18 protein-coding genes are annotated in these 21,807 nt (G+C 71.1%); 11 read left to right on the top strand and 7 right to left on the bottom strand.

The window, feature by feature from the left end; genetic code table 11:
• Positions 1-40: 40 nt before the first annotated feature.
• Both ACIA5C_RS32350 and ACIA5C_RS32345 read left to right on the top strand, forming a co-directional pair.
• On the top strand, positions 41-1,675 hold the full coding sequence (locus ACIA5C_RS32350) for a GGDEF domain-containing protein (protein ID WP_396061715.1): 1,635 nt from the start codon (positions 41-43) through the stop codon (positions 1,673-1,675).
• Positions 1,676-1,834: 159 nt separating this feature from the next.
• Complete coding sequence (locus tag ACIA5C_RS32345) at positions 1,835-5,839, top strand: beta-galactosidase (protein WP_396061712.1); 4,005 nt, start codon at positions 1,835-1,837, stop codon at positions 5,837-5,839.
• Here the strand turns inward: ACIA5C_RS32345 and ACIA5C_RS32340 are convergent.
• Entirely contained in the window at positions 5,820-7,085 is a 1,266-nt protein-coding gene (locus tag ACIA5C_RS32340; RefSeq protein ID WP_396061709.1) for a YbiU family protein, read from the bottom strand. The two genes, ACIA5C_RS32345 and ACIA5C_RS32340, sit on opposite strands and share 20 nt — an antisense overlap.
• 87 nt (positions 7,086-7,172) lie before the next feature.
• Between ACIA5C_RS32340 and ACIA5C_RS32335 the strand changes: the two genes are divergently transcribed.
• Positions 7,173-8,285: an ROK family protein gene (locus tag ACIA5C_RS32335; protein WP_396061706.1), complete on the top strand. Its 1,113-nt coding sequence runs from the start codon at positions 7,173-7,175 to the stop codon at positions 8,283-8,285.
• A gap of 117 nt (positions 8,286-8,402) precedes the next feature.
• Positions 8,403-8,942: a hypothetical protein gene (locus ACIA5C_RS32330; protein WP_396061703.1), complete on the top strand. Its 540-nt coding sequence runs from the start codon at positions 8,403-8,405 to the stop codon at positions 8,940-8,942.
• Between the two features lie 140 nt (positions 8,943-9,082).
• On the opposite strand, the gene ACIA5C_RS32325 is transcribed toward ACIA5C_RS32330, so the two are convergent.
• Positions 9,083-10,153, bottom strand: coding sequence for an ROK family protein (locus ACIA5C_RS32325; protein WP_396061700.1), 1,071 nt, complete (start codon positions 10,151-10,153; stop codon positions 9,083-9,085).
• 46 nt (positions 10,154-10,199) lie between these two features.
• On the opposite strand from ACIA5C_RS32325, the gene ACIA5C_RS32320 reads away from it, so the two are divergent.
• The 4 genes from ACIA5C_RS32320 (at position 10,200) to ACIA5C_RS32305 (ending at position 14,409) form a co-directional block, all read left to right on the top strand.
• Positions 10,200-11,417, top strand: a complete 1,218-nt coding sequence (locus ACIA5C_RS32320; RefSeq protein ID WP_396061696.1) for an MFS transporter — start codon at positions 10,200-10,202, stop codon at positions 11,415-11,417.
• Positions 11,418-11,421: 4 nt separating this feature from the next.
• Positions 11,422-12,342 (top strand): DUF3500 domain-containing protein, encoded by a 921-nt coding sequence (locus ACIA5C_RS32315; RefSeq protein ID WP_396062278.1) that lies wholly within the window; start codon positions 11,422-11,424, stop codon positions 12,340-12,342.
• A 9-nt stretch (positions 12,343-12,351) separates the two neighbouring features.
• A complete protein-coding gene (locus tag ACIA5C_RS32310; protein ID WP_396061693.1) occupies positions 12,352-13,371 on the top strand; it encodes an aldo/keto reductase in 1,020 nt (339 codons plus the stop codon).
• 294 nt (positions 13,372-13,665) lie between these two features.
• Positions 13,666-14,409 (top strand): DUF1295 domain-containing protein, encoded by a 744-nt coding sequence (locus tag ACIA5C_RS32305; protein WP_396061690.1) that lies wholly within the window; start codon positions 13,666-13,668, stop codon positions 14,407-14,409.
• Here ACIA5C_RS32305 and ACIA5C_RS32300 read toward each other — a convergent pair.
• The 4 genes from ACIA5C_RS32300 to ACIA5C_RS32285 all read right to left on the bottom strand — a co-directional run bounded on the left by ACIA5C_RS32300 (position 14,393) and on the right by ACIA5C_RS32285 (position 18,270).
• Positions 14,393-15,799, bottom strand: coding sequence for a M14 family zinc carboxypeptidase (locus tag ACIA5C_RS32300; protein WP_396061687.1), 1,407 nt, complete (start codon positions 15,797-15,799; stop codon positions 14,393-14,395). The two genes, ACIA5C_RS32305 and ACIA5C_RS32300, sit on opposite strands and share 17 nt — an antisense overlap.
• A gap of 80 nt (positions 15,800-15,879) precedes the next feature.
• Positions 15,880-16,671 carry a maleylpyruvate isomerase family mycothiol-dependent enzyme gene (locus ACIA5C_RS32295; protein WP_396061684.1) on the bottom strand — a complete coding sequence of 264 codons (792 nt, stop codon included), beginning with the start codon at positions 16,669-16,671 and terminating at the stop codon, positions 15,880-15,882.
• A gap of 19 nt (positions 16,672-16,690) precedes the next feature.
• Entirely contained in the window at positions 16,691-17,380 is a 690-nt protein-coding gene (locus ACIA5C_RS32290; protein WP_396061681.1) for a 2OG-Fe dioxygenase family protein, read from the bottom strand.
• A gap of 14 nt (positions 17,381-17,394) precedes the next feature.
• Entirely contained in the window at positions 17,395-18,270 is an 876-nt protein-coding gene (locus ACIA5C_RS32285; RefSeq protein ID WP_396061678.1) for a helix-turn-helix domain-containing protein, read from the bottom strand.
• 294 nt (positions 18,271-18,564) lie between these two features.
• Between ACIA5C_RS32285 and ACIA5C_RS32280 the strand changes: the two genes are divergently transcribed.
• Both ACIA5C_RS32280 and ACIA5C_RS32275 read left to right on the top strand, forming a co-directional pair.
• A complete protein-coding gene (locus tag ACIA5C_RS32280) occupies positions 18,565-18,732 on the top strand; it encodes a hypothetical protein (protein ID WP_396061675.1) in 168 nt (55 codons plus the stop codon).
• A gap of 38 nt (positions 18,733-18,770) precedes the next feature.
• A complete protein-coding gene (locus ACIA5C_RS32275; RefSeq protein WP_396061672.1) occupies positions 18,771-19,601 on the top strand; it encodes an oxidoreductase in 831 nt (276 codons plus the stop codon).
• Positions 19,602-19,651: 50 nt separating this feature from the next.
• On the opposite strand, the gene ACIA5C_RS32270 is transcribed toward ACIA5C_RS32275, so the two are convergent.
• Positions 19,652-20,521, bottom strand: coding sequence for a LysR family transcriptional regulator (locus ACIA5C_RS32270; protein WP_396061669.1), 870 nt, complete (start codon positions 20,519-20,521; stop codon positions 19,652-19,654).
• A gap of 80 nt (positions 20,522-20,601) precedes the next feature.
• Between ACIA5C_RS32270 and ACIA5C_RS32265 the strand changes: the two genes are divergently transcribed.
• Positions 20,602-21,570 (top strand): aldo/keto reductase, encoded by a 969-nt coding sequence (locus ACIA5C_RS32265; RefSeq protein WP_396061666.1) that lies wholly within the window; start codon positions 20,602-20,604, stop codon positions 21,568-21,570.
• Positions 21,571-21,807: the final 237 nt, after the last annotated feature.

The following is a 21,807-nucleotide window of genomic DNA, read 5'->3' as shown; positions in this document are numbered from 1 at the left end:
AACTCCCCGCCGCGATGGGGCTCTCTGAATGATCAGCGACGTGTCCATTGACCGGGCGGAGGTCGCCGGCTTACCACCGGACCGGCTTTCCGCGCGGCTGCTGGCGTACGCCCTGATCGAGCAAACGCAGGTGGCGCCCCGTCCGGAGCTGCTCGACCGGCTGATCGACGAGGCCGAGATGGCGGGCTGGGGCGACGTGCTGGTGACCCTCCTGCACTGCCGCCTGCTGTTCCGCAGCATCCAGGGTGACGACCTCGCGGCGATTCGTGAGGCCTCGGACGCCATGATCGGCGCGGCTCAGGCGACCGCCGACGACATTCTGATCGGTCTGGCGCTCTCCGCGCGGGCCCTGTTCCTGATGGACGCACACTCCGACGAACCGGGCGAAGCCTCGACCGATCTGGTCGCCCGCGCGGTCGCGATGCTCGACGACGCGTTCTTCTCCGAGGACGGCGGCCTCGGCGTACGCGCGGTCGATCTGCAGGCGGCCTATGTCGAGTGTGGCCAGGTGTTTCACCGCCTCGACCTCTGGGAGCTCGAGGAGGAGATGTACGCGCGGGCCGCTGCCTCGCTCGACCTGCCGGTCCCGGCCAAGGTCGCCGGCGTGCGCACGATGACCCGACGCGTTCTCGTGGTCAACCGGCTCGAGGGCGCGACGGCCCTGACCTGCGCGCTTCTCGAGGTCGGCGACCGGGACCGGGCCCGTGGGGTGGCCGCCGACGCGAGCCGGCCGACGACGGCCGAGCGGGCCGACCTGCCCGGCCTGTGGGCGATGGAGATGCTCGCGCTCGAACGCCTCCTCGACGTGATCGCTAACGTCGCCGACCTGCCGGGCGGCCCGACCGCGGTCAGCCAGGAGCACTTCGCCGGCCTGGCCGCCAGCACGTGGCCCGGCTACCGTGCCTGCCTTCTGCTGGCCGCCGCGGTCGGTCACCACGACCGCGACGAGTTCGCCGAGGCGGCCGCCCTGGCCGAGCAGGCGCTGAGCCTGCTCGACGACTACAAGCCGAGCATCCGTACGCTCGCGATGAGCCTGGCCGCGGCCCACTCGCAGGACGTGGCGGCGCTGCGCTGGGCACATCACCTGGCCGAGCTGCGCTGGAACACCCGGCTCGCGGTGCTCGGCGCGGTCCGCACCCGCCTCGCGGCCGCCCGCATGCTGCGGCAGGGCGAGCAGCTCAACCGACAGGCGTACGCCGATGCCCTCACCGGTGTCGCCAACCGTCACGCCGAGATGCGGCATCTGGCCCGGCTGCGGCGACGCGAGCCCCGGGAACGGCTGGCGGTGGTGCTGGTCGACGTCGACCACTTCAAGGCGGTCAACGACACCTTCGGCCACGGCGTCGGCGATGACGTGCTCCGGGTGATCGGCACGATTCTGCAGGGCGCTATTCGCGCCACCGATCTTGCCGTACGCCTCGGCGGCGACGAGTTCATGCTCCTGGTCGACCTTCCGCCGGGCCACGACGTGCCACCGATCGCCGCCGATGTGATCACCGCGGTCAATCTGTACGCGTGGGAGGAGATCGCCTCCGGCCTGCGGGTGGGGGTCAGTGCGGGCCAGGCGGCCGGCCCGGCGCGCGAGGTCGACGCCCTGATGCGCGCGGCCGACAACAACCTCTACCGCGCGAAGGCAGCCGGCCGCGGCCGGGCGGTCACGGCCGGCACGCTCTGACGCGGCGGCCTGGACAGGCCGCCCGGGCAAGCCGACGGGGACGAGCCGGGGACAAAGCCGACGGGGCAAGCCAACAGCGCTCAGGGTTCTTGTGGCGATCAATATCGAAAGATATCGTTCGACCTTGTCGGTGTGTGTTCACTCGTGGTGGGGGCGTCGATGGGTCGTTGGTTGCGGGCGTTGGTCGTCCTTCTGCTCGGACTCCTGGTGGCACCGCTCCCGGCGGCCGCCTCATCACCACCACCGGTCAAGAAAGCACACGCCGTCACCTTCGACGGCTACTCGTTCCTGGTCGACGGGAAGCGGACCTACCTGTGGTCAGGGGAGTTCCACTACTTCCGGTTGCCGAGCCCCAGCCTCTGGCTCGACATCTTCCAGAAGATGAAGGCGGCCGGCTTCAACGCCACCTCGCTCTACTTCGACTGGGGCTATCACTCGCCGGCCCCGGGGGTCTACGACTTCAGCGGCGTCCGCGACGTAGATTTGCTGCTCGACATGGCGCAACAGGCCGGCCTCTACGTCATCGCCCGCCCGGCGCCGTACATCAACGCCGAGGTCGACGGCGGCGGACTGCCCGGCTGGCTGACCACCAAGGACGAGCAGAACCGCAGCGACGATCCCAAATTCCTTTCGTACGCCGATGAATGGCTCACCCGGATCGACCGGATCCTGGCCCGTCACCAGCTGACCAACGGCACCGGCTCGGTAATCGCCTATCAGGTCGAGAACGAGTACTACAACGGCAACACCGCCGGCCGCCAGTACATGCAGCACCTCGAGGACAAGGCCCGCGCCGACGGCATCACCGTGCCGCTGACCGGTAACAACAACGGCACGTTCAACGACGGGGTCGGTAAGCTCGACATCGACGGTCCCGACTCGTACCCCCAGGGTTTCGACTGCTCCAATCCGACGGTGTGGCGCGGCGTGCCGGATCTCAGCTACGACCATCCGGCGGGCCGGCCGCTCTATACGCCGGAATTCCAGGGCGGCGCGTTCGATCCGTGGGGCGGGCCGGGTTACGACAAGTGCGCGCAGTTGATCAATGACCAGTTCGCGAATGTGTTCTACAAGAACAACATCGCGGTGGGTGCGACCGCGCAGAGCTTCTACATGACCTACGGCGGCACCAACTGGGGCTGGCTGGGCGAACCGCAGAACTACACGTCCTACGACTACGGCGCGGCCATTCGCGAGACCCGCCAGCTGGATCCCAAGTACTACCAGGACAAGCTCATCGGCTATCTGACCCAGTCGATGCCGGATCTGACGAAGACCGACCGCATCGCGACGACCCCGCCGGACGACGCGGCGATCGTCGACAATGCACGGCGCAACCCGGACACCGGCGCCCAGTTCCACGTTTTGCGGCACAACGACTCGACGTCGACCGCTGTCGACCGGACGCACATCGCGATCGACTTCAATGCGCGAGCCACCACGTCCTACACCTACGACGACGCCGATCCGGCCCTGCAATACACCGGCGCGTGGTCGCACGTGGCCAATCAGAGCTATACCGGCAGCGACTACCAGAACACCGAGTCGTTCTCGAACGTCGCGGGTGATTCGCTGACCGTTCCGTTCAGCGGCACCGCCATCCGCTGGATGGGATCGAAGACCAACAACCACGGGTACGCCGATGTCTACGTCGACGGCGTCAAGCAGGCCACCGTGGACTGTTCCGGGGGCGCCGCGCAGGCCGTTCTCTTCCAGGCGAAAGGTCTCGCCGACGGGCCGCACACCCTGAAGATCGTCGTGACCGGCACGCACGCGTCGGGATCGACCGACAATTTCGTCCCGGTCGACGCGATCGATCTGCCGCCGGCCGTCGCGACCGCCGAGCCGGTCTATCCGACCGTGCCGCAGAAGCCGGGCACCGCGATCACCCTGAACGGCCGCGATTCCAAGCTGATCGTGGCCGACGCCAAGCTCGGCCGGACCCAGCTGCAGTACTCGACGTCGGAACTGCTGACCCAGGCCGCGATCGGGCCGGACGATGTGGCCGTTCTCTACGGCGACCCGGGCACCGACGGCGAGACCGTTCTGCACTTCGCCGCGAAGCCCACGGTCCAGGGAACGGTCGAGCAGACGTGGGACCCGGCGACCGGTGATCTGCGGCTCAACTACACGCACAGCGGGCTGACCAGGGTGACGATCGCCGAACCGGGGGAAAGGCCGCTGCTGCTCCTGCTCGCCGACAAGCCGACCGCCGAGACGTTCTGGCGCCAGGACACCGCGAACGGCCCGGTGCTGGTGCGCGGCACCCATCTGCTGCGAACGGCGACCAGCCTGGCGGGCGGCCGCGTGCTCGAATTGACCGGCGACAACGGCTCCGATCCGAACATCGAGGTGTTCAGCTCGGCTGCCACGGTTCTGTGGAACGGCGCAGTGGTCCGGGCGAACCGGATCCCGACCGCCGCGCCGATTTCCCTGCCCGCCCTGACCAACTGGAAACACCAGGCCGAATCGCCGGAGGCGCAGCCCGGATTCGACGACTCGACCTGGCCGGTCGCCGACAAGACGACCACGTTCAGCGTCACCGGGCCGGGCTCGCTTCCGGTCCTCTACGCCGACGACTACGGATTCCACACCGGTAGCACCTGGTATCGAGGCCGGTTCCCGACGAGTGCCGGCGTCACCGGGGTACATCTCAGCTCGGATTCCGGCGGCGGCGCCCAGGCGTTCTCGGCCTGGCTCAACGGTGTGTTCCTGGGCAGCTCGACCAATGGCAGCGGCAATTTCCCGTTCCCGGCCGGCGCGTTGAAGACCAGCGGCGACAACGTCGTCTCGGTGCTGACCGTCAACATGGGCCACGAGGAGGACTACAACTCGAGCAACGGCAACAAAGCGGCACGCGGCCTGACCGGTGCCTCGCTGATCGGCGCGCCGACCGCGCCGATCACCTGGCGGCTTCAGGGCGTACGCGGGGGCGAGAACCTGATCGACCCGGTGCGCGGGCCGCTGGCGACCGGTGGGCTGTTCGGTGAACGGGCGGGATGGCAGCTGCCCGGATTCGACGACCGTCGCTGGAATGCGGTCACGCTGCCCGACCGCGACACCACGCCCGGCGTTTCCTGGTATCGCACGACCGCCGATCTGCGCCTCCCGAAAGGACAGGACACGTCGCTCGGGCTGACCGTCGCCGACGACCCGTCGCACCGCTACCGGGCCGAGCTGTACGTGAACGGCTGGATGGTCGGCAACTACGTCAACTACCTCGGCCCGCAGCACAGTTTCCCGATTCCGAACGGCATTCTGCGCACCGACGGACGCAACACGATCGCCGTTGCGGTCTGGAACCTGGACGGCTCGACCGGTGGTCTCGGTCAGGTGTCGCTGACGAACTACGGCAGCTATGCCTCGTCTTTGAGGGTCGCCGATGTGGCCAGTCCGGGCTATGACGCGCGGAAGTACGCCATGCCGCCCGCTCCCGAGGTCACCGCGAATCTCCAGGTGCCGTCCAGCGTCCAGCCCGGCACCCCGTTCACGGCGACCACGGTGGTGAACGGCCCGCGCGGACTCTCGCACGTGTCCGCGACGCTGACCGCGCCGGCCGGATGGACCGTGGTCCGCAAGTCGCCGCTCACCTGGCAGGTAACCCCGCCGACGGGAGCCCAGCCGCCGACCGCTGCCCTGAAGACGACGGTCACCTACATGCTGCACGGCCGCCGGGGGACGGCCACCGACGAACGGATCGTCGGTGACTATGCGCCACCACCGGCCGGCCCGGTCGCGGTGAGTGACCTGCCGTTCCTGAGCGCCACCAACGGCTGGGGCCCGGTCGAGCGCGACACCAGCAACGGCGAGCAGGCGGGCGGCGACGGCAAGCCGATCACGATCGCCGGTCAGGTCTACGCCCGGGGCCTCGGCACCAACTCGGTCAGCGACGTGCAGGTCTACCTGGGCGGCAAATGCACCCGCCTGACCGCGAACGTCGGCGTCGACGACGAGCAGAACGGTGCCGGCACGGTGACCTTCCAGGTGCTCGCCGACGGCCGGTCCCTGGTCACGACGCCCGTCCTGCGCGGCGGTGACAAGGCCACCGCGATCGACGTGGACGTCACCGGCGCCCAGGCCCTCGAACTCGTCGTCGGCGACGGCGGTGACGGGAACGGCAACGACCACGGCGACTGGGCGGTGCCTACGCTGACGTGTAGTTGAGGCCGCGCCGCCCGATCTCGTTCAACTGCGCCGGCTGGAAGCGGTCCGGCCAGTCCTTCTCGTAGTGTTCGGCCGGGAAGTCGCTGGGGCTCGCGCCGCTGAGGAACGCCTCGCGCACGTTCACGGCGTACGCCTCGTTGCGCGGGCACCACGGCGCCGCCGGGATGTACATGACGTTGCCCCAGCCCTTCTGGTCCTGGACCGGGGCGACGCTGTGGATCATGTCGCAGTGCCACCAGACCGAGTCGCCGGCTTTGACGTCGGGAATCCCGGTCAGCGCGGCGATGAGGTCGGGGTGCCACTTGTTGCCGGCCGGGAAGACCTGATTGACCGTGACGCCGCACATGTCGTCGTCGGGCACGTCGTCGAGCAGCGGCCGCAGCATCAGGTAGGCCATCGCCTCGGGGATCGGCACGGTGTGCAGCACGCCCTGGTCGTGGTCCATGTCGGAGAGCGCAGTCCAGCCCTGGAAGGTACGGAAGACCGAGCACATGGTCGAACCCGGGTATTGCGGGCCGGCCGTGCGGTAGGCGGCGTCCCACGGGTCGTACTGCTCGACCGAGCCGTCGAACAGGTGCCGGAACGCTTTCTGATAGGCCGCGGTCATCCAGAGGTCGAGGGTGCCCGGGTCGAGGTGCGTGCCGAGCCCGGCCGAATCGGCACCCTCGGGCCGCCGGCGGATGCGGTCGGGGTAGAGCGAGTCGCGATCCGGGTCGAACCAGGTCTGACCTTCCGAATCGTATTTCCATTGGGAGTTGAGAAAGGACTGGACGTCGGCCATGCGGACGCTCTGCCGGGCCTCCATCTGGGCCGCTGACCAGTAGATCGGGTAGATCTCGGGCTTGGAGCCGACGCTGCCGAAGAAGTCGTCGCCCGGGCCGCGGTAGTTCTCGAAGAAGTGGTTGCCTTCGACGTAGTCGACGATCTGCCGGTCCCAGCGCAAGGCCTGGTCGCGCTCGAAGTGGCCGCGGACGACCAGGCAGCCGCGCTTCTTGAGCAGTGCGAGCTGTTCCTCGGGCACGGTTCCGGCGGCGATGTCGGCGTACGAGATGACCGGCCAGACGGTCTGACCGTCGGCTTTCGCCGCCGCGATGTCGTCGGCGGCGGCGCGCACGCGCCGCTCGACGACCGCGAAGACCTCGTCGACCGAACGCCCGGAGGCGGCGATGCGGGCCCGCAGCGCCGCCTTGATCTCGCGGATCGCGGCCGGCAGGTCGGCCGGCGTTTCCTCCCAGTGCGGCAGCATGCTCACTCCTTCTAGTAAGGTGCCCTTACTCAGGCATCGTAGGGCCCGTCGTTCCTTCTAGGCAAGCCTCCTGACTAGAATCGGCACGTGGAGACCAACCCGGTTCGCTCGCTGACCGACGAGCAGGTCCTGCGCGCCCTCATGCAGCACCGCCGCCTCACCCGGGCCGAACTGGCCGCCGAGATCGGCATCTCCAAGCCGACCGCCGGCGAGAGCGTCCGGCGGCTCACCGAGCGCGGCCTCGTCGCCGACACCGGCGAACGCACACCGGGCGGCCGGGGGATGGGCCGCGTCGGCCAGTACTACGCGCTCGCCGACCCCGGATCCGCGCTGGTCGTCGGCATCGCGCCGACCGGCGTCACCGCCGAGCTCATCGATGCCTACGGCGACACCCTCGCCCGCGCCGCCCGGTCCATCACCCGGCCGGCCCAGCCGGCCGCGGTGGTCAGGGCGCTGCATCTGGTTGCGGCTTCTTTCGGTACGCCGCCCGCCGTGACGCCCTCACCGGGCACAGCGTCCCCAGGGCCGTCCGTGCGACGGCCGCGGCTCGCCGTGATCAGTGCCGCCGATCCGGTCGATCGCGAGTCGGGCCGCCTGGTGCAGTTGCCGGACGCCCCGTTCCTGGTCGGCTCCCTCGACCCGGTCGCGGTCCTGGCTTCTTCGGTGGACGGACCGATCGTGGTCGACAACGACGTCAACTGGGCGGCCCGCGCCGAGTCCGCTTCGGCCGACTTCGCCTACCTGTTCCTCGGCGAGGGCCTCGGCTGCGCAATCGTCAGCGACGGTTCCGTTCAGCGCGGCCGCTTCGGCCTGGCCGGCGAGATCGCCCACATCCTGACGACGGGCGTCGACGGCCGCGCGACCCCGTTCATCGAGGTCTTCGGCCGCCTGGGCCTCCGGCGGCCCGATTCGAGCGCGATCGACGTCCCTCGACTCCTCGCCGCCCGCGCCGACGACCGGTCGATGATCGGCAAGGCGGTCGCCGGCGTGGTGGCCGCCATCGTGGCCCTGACCGACCCCGCGGAGATCGTCCTCGGCGGCGCCTGGGGCCCGGCCCTGCTGCTCGAGATCGTGGCGGCGGTCGCCGGCACCCCACGCCCCGTACCGCTTCGCGCGACCGAGGTGGCCGAGCCGTCCCTGACCGCCGCCCGCCAGGACGCCCTCGACCGCCTGCGTGCCCTGATCGCCGACGCGCGCTGACGAGTCGGCGCCTGCACCGCAGCGATTCGACGCCCGAGCCGCCCGGCGTCTCGTGCTGACGACTGTTGAGTACGCCGACTCACGTGAGCGGCGGCCACCCGTCAATAGGTTGAGCCCATGACATCGACCATCGAGCTCGACCGTCCGATCGCGACCCGCCCCCGTCGTCGCCGCCGATGGCCCCTGGTGCTCGCCGCCGGGGCCGGCGCCGTCCTGACCACCGCCGCGACCGGCGCCGCCTACGTCGTGAGCCACGCCGGCAACCGGCCGCTGCCCGCGGGCGTGCACACGGTCGAGGTCTACACCGTCGACGACGCGATCAGCACTGTGGTCGCCCCGAAGGACCGGCCCGGCGTGGTCGGCCGGTTCCTCGGCATGTGCGACGCCGACACCTACTACGTCGAGGCCGGGGGCACCGGGCTGTGCCTGGTCCTCAACGGCTCCCTCGGCAGCGTCCGGGCCACCGGCACGGCGCAGGGCGCCCGGCTCGACGCCGGCCAGGCGGCCGAGGTCCGCGACATCGTGCGGCAGGACGAGCGCGGCGCCGAGGAGCCCGACACCCGGGTCGTCCTCAAGTACGACGACGGCTGGGCCGGCCTGGTCAAGGTCGCCGACCTCGAGGCCGGCGGCCCGGTCACCGGCACCGTGATCAGGTAGCGCTACGCCCGGCGGGCGAACACGATCGCGGCCGGCCCGATGAGGAGAACGTCCCCAGGTCGAGCCGGGTCGTGGGAGGTTGTCGGCCGGCCGGCCGGGACTACGAAAGCGCTGCGACCGGCCCCGGCGTCCGCTCCGGCTCAGCCGCCGAGCCGGAGGGTGGTCGGCGCGGGCGGGCCGTACCGGGCGTCGAGCACCTGGATGGCCGCCCCGGCCGCGATCGCGTCGGTGCCGAGGCTGGTCAGGGAGACCTCCGCGGTCAGCCAGTCGGCGCGCGGTACCTCGGTGCGGACCGCCTGCTCGATCACCCGCCGATAGACCTCGCCGTGCTCGAGCAAGTCGGCGCCGGCCAGCACGATGTGGCCGAGGTCGAGGGTCTGCAGCAGGTTGACGACGCCGGTGGCCAGCACGGCCGCGGCGGCCGACGGCGTCGCCGCGCGGTCGTGGACGACTTCCAGACACCCGCTCCGGCCGCAGACGCAGGGCGGCCCGCCCGCCTGGATGACCGCATGGCCGAACTCGCCCGCGTTGGTGTGTGCTCCCCGGTGGGCCGCGCCCGAGAGCCACAGTCCGGCGCCGACGCCGGACTCGACCATGATCAGGGCCGCGTCGCGGAATTCCGCGCCGCGGCGCCAGGCTTCGGCGGTTACGCCGGCGGTGACGTCCTTGTCGACGATGACCGGGAGATCAAGCACCTGCGTCGCTTGCGCCTTCAGGGGTACGTCGTGCCAGTGCCGCAATCGGTGAGCGTCCCGCACGATGCCTTCGGCGTGGTCGAGCGGGCCGATCATGCCGATGCCGACGCCGTCCAGGTCTCGGCCGCCGCGCAGCGAAGCGACGCCGGACACCAGCCGCTCCAGCAGCTGGGCCGGCGTGAAGTCGGCCGGCAGGGGAGTGCTGGACGTGGCATGGATCGTGCCGGCCAGGTCGGTGAGGGCCAGCCGCAGTGCCCGCCGAGTGACGTGGGCGCCGATCGCCCAGTGGCTCTCGGGGACGAGCCGGTAGACCGCGGCCGGTTTGCCGAGCGCCGGGCGGCGTACGCCGGACGCAGCGATCACGCCCTCGTCGACCAGCCGGGCGAGCACCTTGGAAACGGCCTGCGGGGTGAGACCGGTCCGCTCGGCGACCGTGCCGCGCTCGATCGCCGGCATCGTGCGGGCCAGCGCGATGACCAGCGACTCGTGGTAGTCGCGCAGGAAGCCCAAGTGCACGACGTCACACTACTACTAAAGCAACAGCGTTGCTAAAGTCCGGTCAGTGGACGACCTCACCTCCCGCCGCCGCTGGTCGGCGCTGCTCGCACTGGCCCTCGGGGCGGTCGCGATCGGCCTGACCGAGTTCGTGCCGGCCGGCCTCCTGCCCCAGATCGCGCACGACGTACTGCGGTCGCAGTACGCCACCAGCACCTCGGACGCGGTCGCCCACGCCGGCTGGATGATCACCGCGTACGCCCTGGGGGTGGTCGTCGGCGCACCGTTGATCGCCGCCCTCACCGCCCGGATGCCGCGAAAGCGGCTTGTTCTCGGCCTTCTGGTGCTGTTCGTGCTCGGGACCGTGGCCTCGGCAGTCGCGCCGACCTTCGGGCTCGTGCTGGTCGCGCGGTTCGCGGCCGGCCTGCCGCACGGCGCCTATTTCGGCGCCGCCGGTCTCCTGGCCGCCTCGCTGATGGGCCCGGGCAGCGAGGGGCGCGGGTTCGCGGCCGTGCTCAGCGGCCTGACCGCGGCCAACGTGGCCGGCGTCCCGCTGATCACCCTGCTCGGGCAGCGGTCCGGCTGGCGGATCGCCTACCTGGTCATCGCCGCGGTCTTCCTGCTCGCGCTGCTGGCCGTGCTCGCCACCGTGCCCGACACGCCCGCCGCCGGCGGATCACCGGCGGCCGAACTCCGCTCCCTGCGCCGCCCCCAGGTGTGGCTGGTCGCCGCCACGGCCGCGGTCGGCTTCGGCGGCTTCTTCGCGGTCGACAGCTACATCGCCCCGGTGACCACCTCAGTGACCGGGCTCTCGTCCGGAACCGTGTCGTGGGTCCTGGTCGCGGTCGGCCTCGGGATGACCGTCGGCAACGCGCTCGGCGGCTGGTACGCCGACCGCGATCTGCGCCGCGCCATGCTCCTCGGCTTCGCCGGCATGATCGTCGCGATCCTCTTCTTCGGCCTGGCCGCGGGCTCGCCGGTCGGCCTCTTCGCGGGCGCCTTCCTGCTCGGGGCCACGAGCCTGTTCCTCGGCCCGGCCCTGCAGGCCCGGCTGATCGCGGTGGCGCCGGGCGCCCAGCTGATGGGCGCCGCGGTCAACCAGTCGGCCATGAACATCGCCAACAGCCTCGGCGCGGCCCTCGGCAGCGTGGTGATCGCGGCCGGGCTGGGCTACCGGGCTCCGTCGTGGATCGGCGCTTTCCTCGGCGTGGCCGGCCTGGCCCTGGCGGCGACCAGCTTCGCGCTCGACCGCAGCCCGTCCCGTCTAGGGTGGCAGCGTGGCTGACGACATGAAACGTGCGGTGGCGACCCTGCTGGCCACGTTCGACGACCGGCAGCGCGCCGAGGGCACCCGGCCGTTCGCGGCCGACGCCGATCGGCGCTGGATCGAATACCGCCCGGAGCCGCGCCCCGGCCTGCTCCTGGCCGGCCTCGGCACGGATGCCCGCAAGGCGGTGTTCCGGCTGCTCGCGACCGGTCTGAGCCCGGCCGCGTTCGCCCAGACGATGGCGATCATCGGCCTGGAGGAGGTGCTCGATCGGCGCGAGGGCTACGTCGTCGGCCGGCACAGCGAGGACTACCGGGTGCTGGTGTTCGGCACGCCCGGCGACGACCGCTGGGGCTGGCGTTTCGAGGGTCACCACCTGTCGGTGACGATGACCGTGGCCGACGGGGTGGTCTCGCCGGCTCCGGTCTTCCTGGGCGCCAACCCGTCGCGGGTCGACCTGGCCGGGCGCCCGGTGCTGCGCCCGCTCGGCGTCGAGGAGGACCTGGGCCGTGAGCTGCTGCTGAGCATGGCCCCGGCGACGCGCCGGCGGGCGGTCGTGAGCCTACAGGCCCCGGGGGACATCCGTACGGGCGTACAACCGCGGGCGGCCGCCGTTTCGCCGCTCGGGGTGCCCCGCCAGGACCTCCGCGCGGGCGAGCGGGCCCTGCTCGACCAACTCGCCGCGGCCTATCTGGGCCGGCTGCCGGACGCGCTGGCCGAGCGGCTGCAGACCGACGACCTGCACTTCGCCTGGGAGGGGCCACCGGAGCCGGGGCGGCGCTGCTACTACCGGGTGCAGGGTCCCGACCTGCTGATCGAGTTCGATCAGACCGCCGACGGCGACGGGCACGCGCACACCGTGCTGCGGCGCCCGCACGGCGACTTCGGCGGCGACGTCCTCGCCGCGCACCATGCCGAGGCGCCGCACCCGAACCGGCGTTAGGTTGGGGACATGGAATACCGGACGCTCGGGCGCAGCGGATGCGCCGTCTCGGCCCTTTGTCTTGGCACCATGACCTTCGGCAACGAGTCCGACGAGAAGGTTTCGCACGCCCAGCTCGACATGTTCGTCGAGGCCGGCGGCACGTTCGTCGACACCGCCGACGTCTATTCGGCCGGCGAATCGGAGCGGATCATCGGCCGCTGGCTGGCGTCCCGCCCGGCCTCGGCCACCGAGCCGATCGTGCTCGCCACCAAGGGCCGCTTCCCGATGGCCTCCGACCCCAACGGCGCCGGCCTGTCGGCCCGGCACCTGACCCGGGCGCTCGACGCCTCGCTGTCCCGGCTCGGCGTCGACGTCGTCGACCTCTACCAGGCCCACGCGTGGGATGCGCACACCCCGCTCGAGGAGACGCTGCGCACGATGGACGGTTTCGTCCGGGCCGGCAAGATCCGCTACTACGGCTTCTCCAACTTCACCGGCTGGCAGCTGACCAAGGCGGTGCTGCTGGCGCAGTCGCTCGGGCTGGCCGGCCCGGTGAGCCTGCAGCCGCAATACAGCCTGCTGGTGCGCGAGATCGAGCACGAGATCGTGCCGGCCTCGCTCGACGCGGGCCTGGGCCTGCTGCCGTGGAGCCCGCTGGGCGGCGGCTGGCTGAGCGGCAAATACCGGCGCGACGAGCGCCCGACCGGCGCCACCCGCCTGGGCGAAGACCCGCAGCGCGGGATGGAAGCCTGGGACCGGCGCGGCACCGAACGCACGTGGGACGTCATCGACGCCGTCCAGGGTGTCGCCGAGGCCCGCGGCGTGTCGATGGCCGAGGTGGCGCTGTCCTGGGTGACCGACCGCCCCGGCGTCACCTCGACGATCCTCGGCGCCCGCACGACCGACCAGCTGCAGGCCAACCTGCGCGCCGCCGGCCTGCACCTGAGCGCCGACGAGACGACCGTCCTCGACGAGGCGAGCGACCCGCGGGCGGCCGACTACCCGTACGGCCCGCTGGGCATCGACCAGCGCAGCCGCACGATCTGACCGGGCCTACTCGATTCCAGGCCCGGGTGCCCACTTCGACCGTCCAGCGGAGGGCCAGCGGCATCAGGTCGGCGATGCCGGCATTGCGCAGGCCGTCCGGCGTCGGAAGGATGACCCGGATGCGGGGGTGGTAGTCGAACAGGATCTGGCGGTGGCAGTGGATATCGGGTCGGGCGTGGGCTGGCGGACGCGTCGAAGGCCACCGGTTTCGCGGTCGTCGTCGTCACCTATCTGGTCGCCGGCGGGCTGGCCTGGGCGGTCGCGAAGGGACTCGGCGGGCACCATCCGCTGACCGTGGCGCTCTGGGCCGACGTCGCCGCGACCCTGGTCGTCTTCCTGGCGTCGATGGCGGTCGGCAACTCCAGTCTCTACGACCCGTACTGGAGCGTCGCCCCGCCCGTCGTCGTGCTCGCCTGGACCACCGGGGGCGCCCGTCAGATCATGGTCGACGTCCTCGTGCTGGCCTGGGCGGTCCGGTTGACCGCCAACTGGGCGCGCGGCTGGCGCGGGCTCGGCCACGAGGACTGGCGTTACGTGCAGATCCGGGAGCAGAACCGGGCGCCGTGGTGGCTCGTCAGCCTGACCGGCATCCAGCTGATGCCGACGCTGACCGTCTTCGCCGGCCTGCTCGCGGTATGGCCGGCCGTCAACCACAGTAAACTGAACGTCATCGATGCGGTGGCCGCCGGGGTCACCGTCGCGGCCATCGCCATCGAAGCGGTCGCCGACATTCAGCTGCACCGCTTCACCGCCGACCCCGCCAACCGGGGGAAGATTGCCGACCGCGGGCTCTGGAGCCGGTCGCGGCACCCCAACTACCTGGGCGAGATCGTCTTCTGGTGGGGACTGTGGTTGTTCGGGCTGGCCGCGGCGCCGTCCTGGTGGTGGACGGTCGCCGGGCCGATCCTCATGGTGCTGCTGTTCGCGTTCGTGAGCGTGCCGATGATGGACCGGCGGTCGCTGGCCCGGCGCCCCGCCTACGCCGAGCACATGCGCCGGGTGCCGGCACTGCTGCCAAGGTTCACAGGGTCCCGTTGAGGTGCGCCGCGGCGGCGATCGTCGCGGCGTACTGCACGCCGACCAGCCGGCGGATCTCGATCGGTTCCAGCTCGGCGGTCTGCTCGTCCTCGCGCACCCACGTCGCGTACGTCTGCTCCACCTCGCCCAGAGCGGCCCGGACGTGCGCCCGCACATTGCCCACCGCCGCTTCGCCGCGCAGCGCGCGAAGCAGGATCCCGCAGTAACGCAGCCGCCACTCGTGCACGTTGAGCGCCAGCGAGCTGGCCTCGGCCACGGTGGCCGGCCGGGCCGAATCGGGGCGGCGGCTGCGGGCCAGGCGCGCCGGGCCGACCTCGTCGAGCACCCGGGCGAAGAAGCGGCTGGCCCGCCAGAACGGGGAATTCGGCGCCAGGAGGTGCCGTTCCACGGCCCCTAACGTACGCGTGAGCAGCTCGGCAATTTCCACCATGGCCGAGGCGTTGGCCGCCAGAGCCTCGGCGTAGGTGACGCCCGACGGGTCGGTGTGGGCCGCCCGCGGGTCGCGCCAGTACGGCAGCTCGCTGACCAGCATCAGCGCGCCCCAGCGGTTGGCGTACCAGGTCGTGCTGCCGCCGCCGTAGAGCCACGGCTCGCCCCGCGCCCGCGTCTGCTCGTAGACCTTGGCCAGCGCCGTCGCCTCGTAGATCGCGTCGTCGAGCAGCACCAGGTCGGGCGCCTCCGGTTCGCCGCGGTGCAGCGGGATGCCGAGGTGGGCCGGCACCTCCTGCAGCACCGGGTGCAGCGCCGGCTCGGGCCGGCTGAGCCAGTAGTACGCCCCGCCCAGCTCGCTGTTGTGCAGCGACGCCACGAACTGCGGCCGATGCTCGTCGATCAGCCGCATCAGCGCCTGCGTCTCCGGGATGGGGTCGTCGAAGTACGCGTCCTCGTGGTTGATCGGGAACGTCCACTCGACCTGATCGTTTCCGGCCGGGCGGTAGAAGTGCCGGGCATAGTGCGCGCGGGTGAACGGTCCGCGCAGCCAGCCCTCGTTGAGCCGCAGCCCGTCCGGGTCGGCGCAGTCGACGATCCGCCAGCGGTGGCCGAGGCGGGCACGGAGATCGGCGTCGGAGCACAACCGCTCGGCGAGGTGCAGTGCGGTCAGCCCACCGATGGGCTCGTTGGGGTGGGGGAGCCCGAAGGCGAGGGCCTCCGGGGCCGAACCGGGCTCCTCGCCCGGGCGGCGGTGGACGGTGAGGCACCAGAGCGGGTCGCCCTGTTGCGAACTGCCGCATCGTCGCAGGCGGGCGATGTCGGGGTAGCGGTCGGCGATCCCGCGGAGACCGGCGTGCAGTTCGTCGACCCCAGCGAACGCGTCGTACGACGGCACGGTGGACAACTCGTCGAGCAGCCATCGCGGGAGCCGGTCCGTGCCGGTGCGGGAATCGATCATCCCGCCATCCTCACTCCGAGTGGCCGCACGGTGCCAGACCCGAACCGGCCCTCGCGGGCCGGTCGGATCCGTTGCCGCACCTAGAAGCCGGGGAAAACCTTCCGAAGATCGTCGAGGGAAAGAGGCCCGTCGATCTCCACGCCGGCCGGCGTGTGCTCCGGGGCGAGCCGGCCCGTGATCAGTCGCAGCCACGCCTCGGCCGGCAGCCGAAGGGTGCCGTCGGGCGCGGCGGGCGTGCCGCTGAGCGCGACCTTCTCGCCGAGTTCGAGGCCGAACTCCCGCGACGGGTCGCTGGTCACGACCGCCAGGGAGGCCGACCGGCCACCGAGGGCGTCCGGCTTGGCGATCCAGCCCAGCAGCCCCGCCATGGCGTCGAACAGCAGCGGCACCGCATCGGCCGGGACCGTGGTGGCCGGGTCGGCACCCACCTTGGCGTCCCAAGTGTGCAGGGAGAACTCGTTGAGCCGCATCCGGCCGGCCTCGCCCACACTGATCGGCGCGGGCAGGAAGCCGAGGTCGACCCGCAGGTCGCGGCGCTCGTCGGCGGTCAGCGACTCGTACAGCGCGACCAGCTCACCGTTGGCGGCGATGAAGGCGTCCCGGTGGGCGACCGGGCCCATCGCGTCCCAGCGTGCCCAGACGCCCTGGTTGAATCCGTCCGGCGGGGAGCCGGCCTTGGTGCGGGCCCGCTCCACGGCGGCCTGGTTGATCTCCGCCCCGCTGCCCAGGTGGCTGAGCACCTGCGAAACGTTCCACTCGGAGGCGCCGGACGGCGCGGTGAGTTCTTCATCGGTCAAAGCCGCGGCGTACGCGGCGAGATCGTCGTATCCGCTGCGAAGCGCGGCGATCACCTGGTCGGCAAGGCTGGTCATGGTCGGAGTCTAGGAGCGGTCAGGGCAGCGGGTACGTCTCCGGGTAGTTCACGGTGCAAACGAGTGCGTCCCGCTGCGCGTGATCCCCGGTCAGCGGCGAGGCATTGTGCAGGTAGTCCGCGTCGCGGAAGACGATCAGATCACCCGGCGCGAGCGTGACCTGGAGCACAACCTTCGACGGGTCGTCCACGTCGTGGAGCGTCGTCTCGGCGCCCTCGCCGTACTTGTCGGCCACGTAGACGATCACGTACTCCTCGTCATCGTGGTGGGGGCCGGAGACGACCGTGGTGCGGGTGCGCATGAAGTTGACGCCGAAGGTGCCCTCCTTCTGGCGCCGGTGCGGCGGGATCAGCGCGATCATCGCGCGGACCCAGGTCTCCATCGGGACCTCGTCGAGCAGCCGCGCGCGGTTGGGCGTACGGGATCCAGCGAAGCCGCTGCGGTTGATGATGTCTATCCGGTCGTGCTCACGCACGTGCAGGTGATCGCCGTCCCAGGCGTAGCGGATCACGTCGCGGGCCCGGTCGCGATCCTGGTGCACCGCGGGGTGGTCGCTCTGCAGAACCTTCTCGGTGAAGTAGTTCTGCACGATGTGCCGCCGGATCTCGAGGTCGAGCCCGAGATCGGTGTCGCTGACGACCGCGTAACCGCGCTCGGTCAGCTCCTGCTGGACGCGCGCGAGCGCCGTACCCTGCTGGTCGGTGATCATGGGGCCTCGGCTATTCAGTCGAGCTCGCGGATCCGCGAGCGAACCAGGTCGTGTGATTTCTGTACTGACAACGACCGGCGCAGCAATTCGTCGAAGTAGCGCCGGTACTGCTGGAGGCTCTCGGTGGTCTCGAGCAGCCGGTAGCCCGCGTGCGTTTCGATGTGCACTACGTCCCGATCGAGGGAATCGGCGAACTCGAAATAGGTGTACATGCAGGTAGCGGTAAAAGGCGGTGAGTTATCGAACGGCAGGACCCGGAACTCCACGTTGTCGCGCTCGAAGGCGCCGTCGACGGCTTTCAGCTGCTCGTGGAGAATCTGTTTGTCGCCGACGACCTGCCGCAGGGCGCTCTCGTGGCAGACCACGACCAGGTCGAGTGGGGGCCGTCCCTCGGGCTTGCCGAGCAGTTCCTGGCGGCGCTTGCGCAGGCGGACCAGTTCGTCGACCTCGTCGTCGCCGCGCCACGGTTCCAGCGAGCGGTAGAGGGCGCGCACGTACGCCTCAGTCTGCAGCAGCGCCGGGAAGAAGGGCATCGTGTACGCCCGCTCGACCGACGCCTCCGACTCGTACGCCACGTGGACGTCGAGCCCGCTGGTGAAGCCGCCCGGCGTGAACTCGTAGTCGCTCCACCAGCCTTGTCGCCGGGCCTGGGTCACCCAGCGCATCATCCGTGAGCCGAGGGCTTCGTCCACGCCGTACGCCCGGATCAGGTCGCGGACGTCCCGGGCCTGCGGGCTTCCCTGGGCGGTCTCCAGACGCGACAGCTTGGACGTGGAGATGAGCAGTGCCTGCGCAATTTCTTCCAGGCTGCGGCCATCCTGGCTGCGAAGCCGCTTGAGCTCCTCGGCCAGCCGCCGGCGGGGAACGATCGGGCCCGTCATGCCGGGCATATGCGGGTACCTCCGATGTGTCGTAGTTCAACCTGTGGGATCGCGTTGCTGCAAGCGCTGTCTTTGGGAATCCCATTCTGACAGACTCCAAAGTACGGGTTGCACGGGCCTCCGGCTGCGGCAACAGCTCGAGGTCCGACCCGCCAAGGTGAAAAGGGAGGTGATCCCTGAGCACAGCGGTGCCCGCGCGTCGAGGCGCGGGCATCAGCGGACGTCACCGCCCGCAGGGGCCGACCCACGTCTGTATCGGACTCGTGCGTCCGCCCCCGGGACTGAGTGGGGGAGGGAATTCTCATGCAGGTCCTGTCGAGTTTCTCGGTCATGATCAAACTGGTTCTCGTCTGCGTCGTCATCGGCTTCGTCCTAGGCATCGTCACCGCGGTGGCGGTACTCCCGGACGCCGCCGGAGCACGGCCCGCGCCGCTGCCGGCAAGCAGCAGCAGCCCGGCTCCGAAGCCGTAGCGAGAAATGCCGTCCACCCGCGGCATAGGGTGGACGGCATGACTACGTGGCTGATCACCGGATGCTCCACCGGCCTGGGCCGGTCCCTCGCGGCCGCCGTGCTGGCCAAGGGCGACAACGCCGTGGTCACCGCCCGCGACGCGGCCCGGGTCGCCGATCTCGCGGCCACCTCGCCGTCGCACGCGCTGGCTCTCGACCTCGACGTCACCGACCCGGTGCAGACGCGGGCCGCGGTCGACGCGGCCACCGAGCGGTTCGGGGCCGTCGACGTGCTCGTCAACAACGCCGGCTACGGCTACCGGGCCGCGGTCGAGGAAGGCGACCCGAAGGACGTCGAGCGTCTGTTCGCGACCAACTTCTTCGGCGCGGTCGACCTGATCAAGCTGGTGCTCCCGGGCATGCGCGAGCGCCGCCGCGGCGCCATCGTCAACATCTCGTCGATCGGCGCGCGCATCTCGCCGCCCGGCTCCGGCTACTACGCGGCGGTCAAGGCGGCCCTGGAAGGCATGACCGCCTCGCTCCGCAAGGAGGTGGCCCCGCTCGGCATCACCGCCATGGCCGTCGAACCGGGCGGGTTCCGCACCGACTTCGCCGGCCGTTCCCTCGCCGGGTCGGCCGTGTCCATCGCCGACTACGACGAGACCGTCGGCCCGCGCCGCAAGGACAACGACCGGGTGCACGGCACGCAACCCGGCGACCCGGAGAAGGCGGCCGCCGCCATCATCGAGGCCGTCGGCTCGCCCGACGCCCCGGGCCTGCTGCTCCTGGGCAACGACGCGCTGAGCGGGTTCGAGCAGGTGCTCGACGCCCAGCGGGCCGAGCTGGAGAAGTGGCGGACGCTGAGCGCCGGCACCGACCTCCAAGCCTGATCGAGGGACAGCGTGTGGCCGCCCGGATCGTGGGGCCCGTCGTGCCGCCGTCACGCGGCCGATTCGAGCAGGTGGCGGCGGCAGGCCCGGGCGGCCGCGGTCAGCCGGTGCTCACGGTGCTGGATCAAACCGATCGGCGGATGCGCGGGCGCCGGCTCCAGCCGGCAGATCTGAATCGGCGGCCCGTCCCGCTCGGCGGCCGATTGCGCCAACAGGGCGACACCGAGACCGGCTGACACCAGTTCACGGATGCTCGCCGGGCTGGACGTCTCGAAAAGGACCTGCGGCGTGAAACCCGCCGCTTTCGCGGCATCGTCGAGAATGGCCCGGAGACCACTCTCGGCGGCGAGACACACGAACGCTTTTTCCCGTACGCCCGAAAGCCCGGTAATCGGACGCGTACCGGGCGGCAGCACCAGCACCACCGATTCGGTCGCCAATTGCCCGGCCGCGAAGCGGGCCGGAAGGTCGTCGTGAATCGGGCCGAGCACGAGATCGACCTCGCCGCTGTCGAGCCGGCCGAGCAGCGTGGCGATCAGGCCGGACCGCAATGTCAATCCGACGCCGGGATAGCGGCCGTGAAACCCGGCCAGGGCGGCCGAAAGGTCGAACGGCCCGAGCACCGACGTGGCTCCGATCGCGACCCGGCCGCGCAGCACATCCGACAGTTCGGCGATCTCGCCGCGGGCGCTGTCGAGTTCGGACAGGGCGGCGCGGGCATGCTCCAGGAACCGGGCGCCGGCGGCGGTGAGCGTGACCCGCCGGGTCGTACGGCTGAACAGCGTGACGCCGAGCTCCGACTCGAGGGCCCGGATCTGCGCCGAGACCGCGGACTGGGCCACGTGCAACTGCTGGGCCGCCCGGGTGAAGCCGCCGCAGCGCGCCACGGCCTCGAAGTACGTCAGTTGCCGCAGCTCCATGCGACTTATCGTGGTCCGAGATGAATGCCAGCGCAAACGGCTGTTGGACTGATGGCCGGGGTAGCGGAACGCTCGGCGGTATGAAGACGCAACAGTTGGGTGGCCTGACCACGTCGGCGGTCGGGCTGGGCTGCATGGGGTTCTCACAGGCCTACGGGCCGGCCGACGACGAGCTCTCCGAGGCGGCGATCCGGGCAGCTCTCGACGCCGGCATCACCCTGGTCGACACCGCGATGAGCTACGGCAACGGGCACAACGAGCGTCTGATCGGGCGCGCGCTGCGCGGGCGCCGCGACGAGGTCGTGCTGGCCACCAAGTTCGGCATCGTCCGCGGCGACGCCGGGACCCGTCTCGACGGCCGGCCGTCACACGTGCGGGGCTATTGCGAGGCGTCCCTCGGGCGGCTCGGCACAGACGTGATCGACCTGTACTACCTGCATCGTCCGGACCCCTCGGTGCCGATCGCCGACACGATCGCGGCGATGGCCGCGCTGGTCGAGGAGGGGAAGGTCCGCCACCTGGGCGTCTCCGAGGTCTCACCCGAGCAGTTGAAGTCGGCGGCCGCCGTCCACCCGATCGCGGCGGTCCAGACCGAATGGTCGCTGTCGTGGCGCGAGCCCGAGGACGATGTGATTCCCGCGGCGCGAGAACTCGGCATCGGTGTGGTCGCCTACAGTCCGCTGGGCCGGGGCCTGCTGACCGGCGCGCTGCCGGCGGGCACGTTCGGTGCGGGAGACTTCCGGGCGGGCGATTCCCGCTTCGCCGGCGACAACCTCGACCACAACCTAGCCCTGGTCGCCGAACTCCGGCGGCTGGCCGCCGCCCAAGGCGTGACCGTCGGCCAGTTGGCGCTGGCCTGGCTGATCGCCCAGGGCCCCGACGTGGTGCCGATCCCCGGTTCGCGCAACGCCGCCCGGGTACTCCAGAACGCCGCAGCCGGCGACCTGACCCTAGGCCGCGACGACCTGGCCGCCCTGGAACGAGTCGCCCCGCGCGCCGCGTGGCAGGGCGACCGGCGTTCCTTCGCCGCCTACCGCACGGGCCGCTGAGCCCGCTGCGCTGAGCGCAGGCCGCGAGGCGTGGGTCGCCGAGCGTAGGCCGCTGGGTGGTGGGCCGGTGGGCGTAGGGCGCGGGGAGTGGATCGGCGAGCGTAGGCCGCGGGGCCCGGGTCGCTGAGCGTAGGCCGGTGGGTGTGGGCCGGTGGGTGTGGGTCGCTGGCTCAGGCCGCTCGGCGTGGGTCGCCGGGTGTGGGTCGCCGGGTGTGGGTCGCCGGGTGTGGGTCGGCG

The sequence above is a fragment of the Actinoplanes sp. NPDC051343 genome (assembly GCF_044455125.1).
In the GTDB taxonomy this organism is placed as follows: domain Bacteria; phylum Actinomycetota; class Actinomycetes; order Mycobacteriales; family Micromonosporaceae; genus Actinoplanes.
The sequence above is the reverse complement of the archived record's forward strand: the minus strand, read 5'-3'. Positions and strand labels throughout refer to the sequence as shown.

Bases quoted from the DNA above. Each gene is read 5' to 3' on its own strand.
- ACIA5C_RS32345 (WP_396061712.1), top strand. From the start codon at position 1,835: ATGGGTCGTTGGTTGCGGGCGTTGGTCGTCCTTCTGCTCGGACTCCTG.
- ACIA5C_RS32340 (WP_396061709.1), bottom strand. From the start codon at position 7,085: ATGCTGCCGCACTGGGAGGAAACGCCGGCCGACCTGCCGGCCGCGATC.
- ACIA5C_RS32330 (WP_396061703.1), top strand. From the start codon at position 8,403: ATGACATCGACCATCGAGCTCGACCGTCCGATCGCGACCCGCCCCCGT.
- ACIA5C_RS32315 (WP_396062278.1), top strand. From the start codon at position 11,422: ATGAAACGTGCGGTGGCGACCCTGCTGGCCACGTTCGACGACCGGCAG.
- ACIA5C_RS32310 (WP_396061693.1), top strand. From the start codon at position 12,352: ATGGAATACCGGACGCTCGGGCGCAGCGGATGCGCCGTCTCGGCCCTT.
- ACIA5C_RS32300 (WP_396061687.1), bottom strand. From the start codon at position 15,799: ATGATCGATTCCCGCACCGGCACGGACCGGCTCCCGCGATGGCTGCTC.
- ACIA5C_RS32295 (WP_396061684.1), bottom strand. From the start codon at position 16,671: ATGACCAGCCTTGCCGACCAGGTGATCGCCGCGCTTCGCAGCGGATAC.
- ACIA5C_RS32290 (WP_396061681.1), bottom strand. From the start codon at position 17,380: ATGATCACCGACCAGCAGGGTACGGCGCTCGCGCGCGTCCAGCAGGAG.
- ACIA5C_RS32285 (WP_396061678.1), bottom strand. From the start codon at position 18,270: ATGCCCGGCATGACGGGCCCGATCGTTCCCCGCCGGCGGCTGGCCGAG.
- ACIA5C_RS32280 (WP_396061675.1), top strand. From the start codon at position 18,565: ATGCAGGTCCTGTCGAGTTTCTCGGTCATGATCAAACTGGTTCTCGTC.
- ACIA5C_RS32275 (WP_396061672.1), top strand. From the start codon at position 18,771: ATGACTACGTGGCTGATCACCGGATGCTCCACCGGCCTGGGCCGGTCC.
- ACIA5C_RS32270 (WP_396061669.1), bottom strand. From the start codon at position 20,521: ATGGAGCTGCGGCAACTGACGTACTTCGAGGCCGTGGCGCGCTGCGGC.
- ACIA5C_RS32265 (WP_396061666.1), top strand. From the start codon at position 20,602: ATGAAGACGCAACAGTTGGGTGGCCTGACCACGTCGGCGGTCGGGCTG.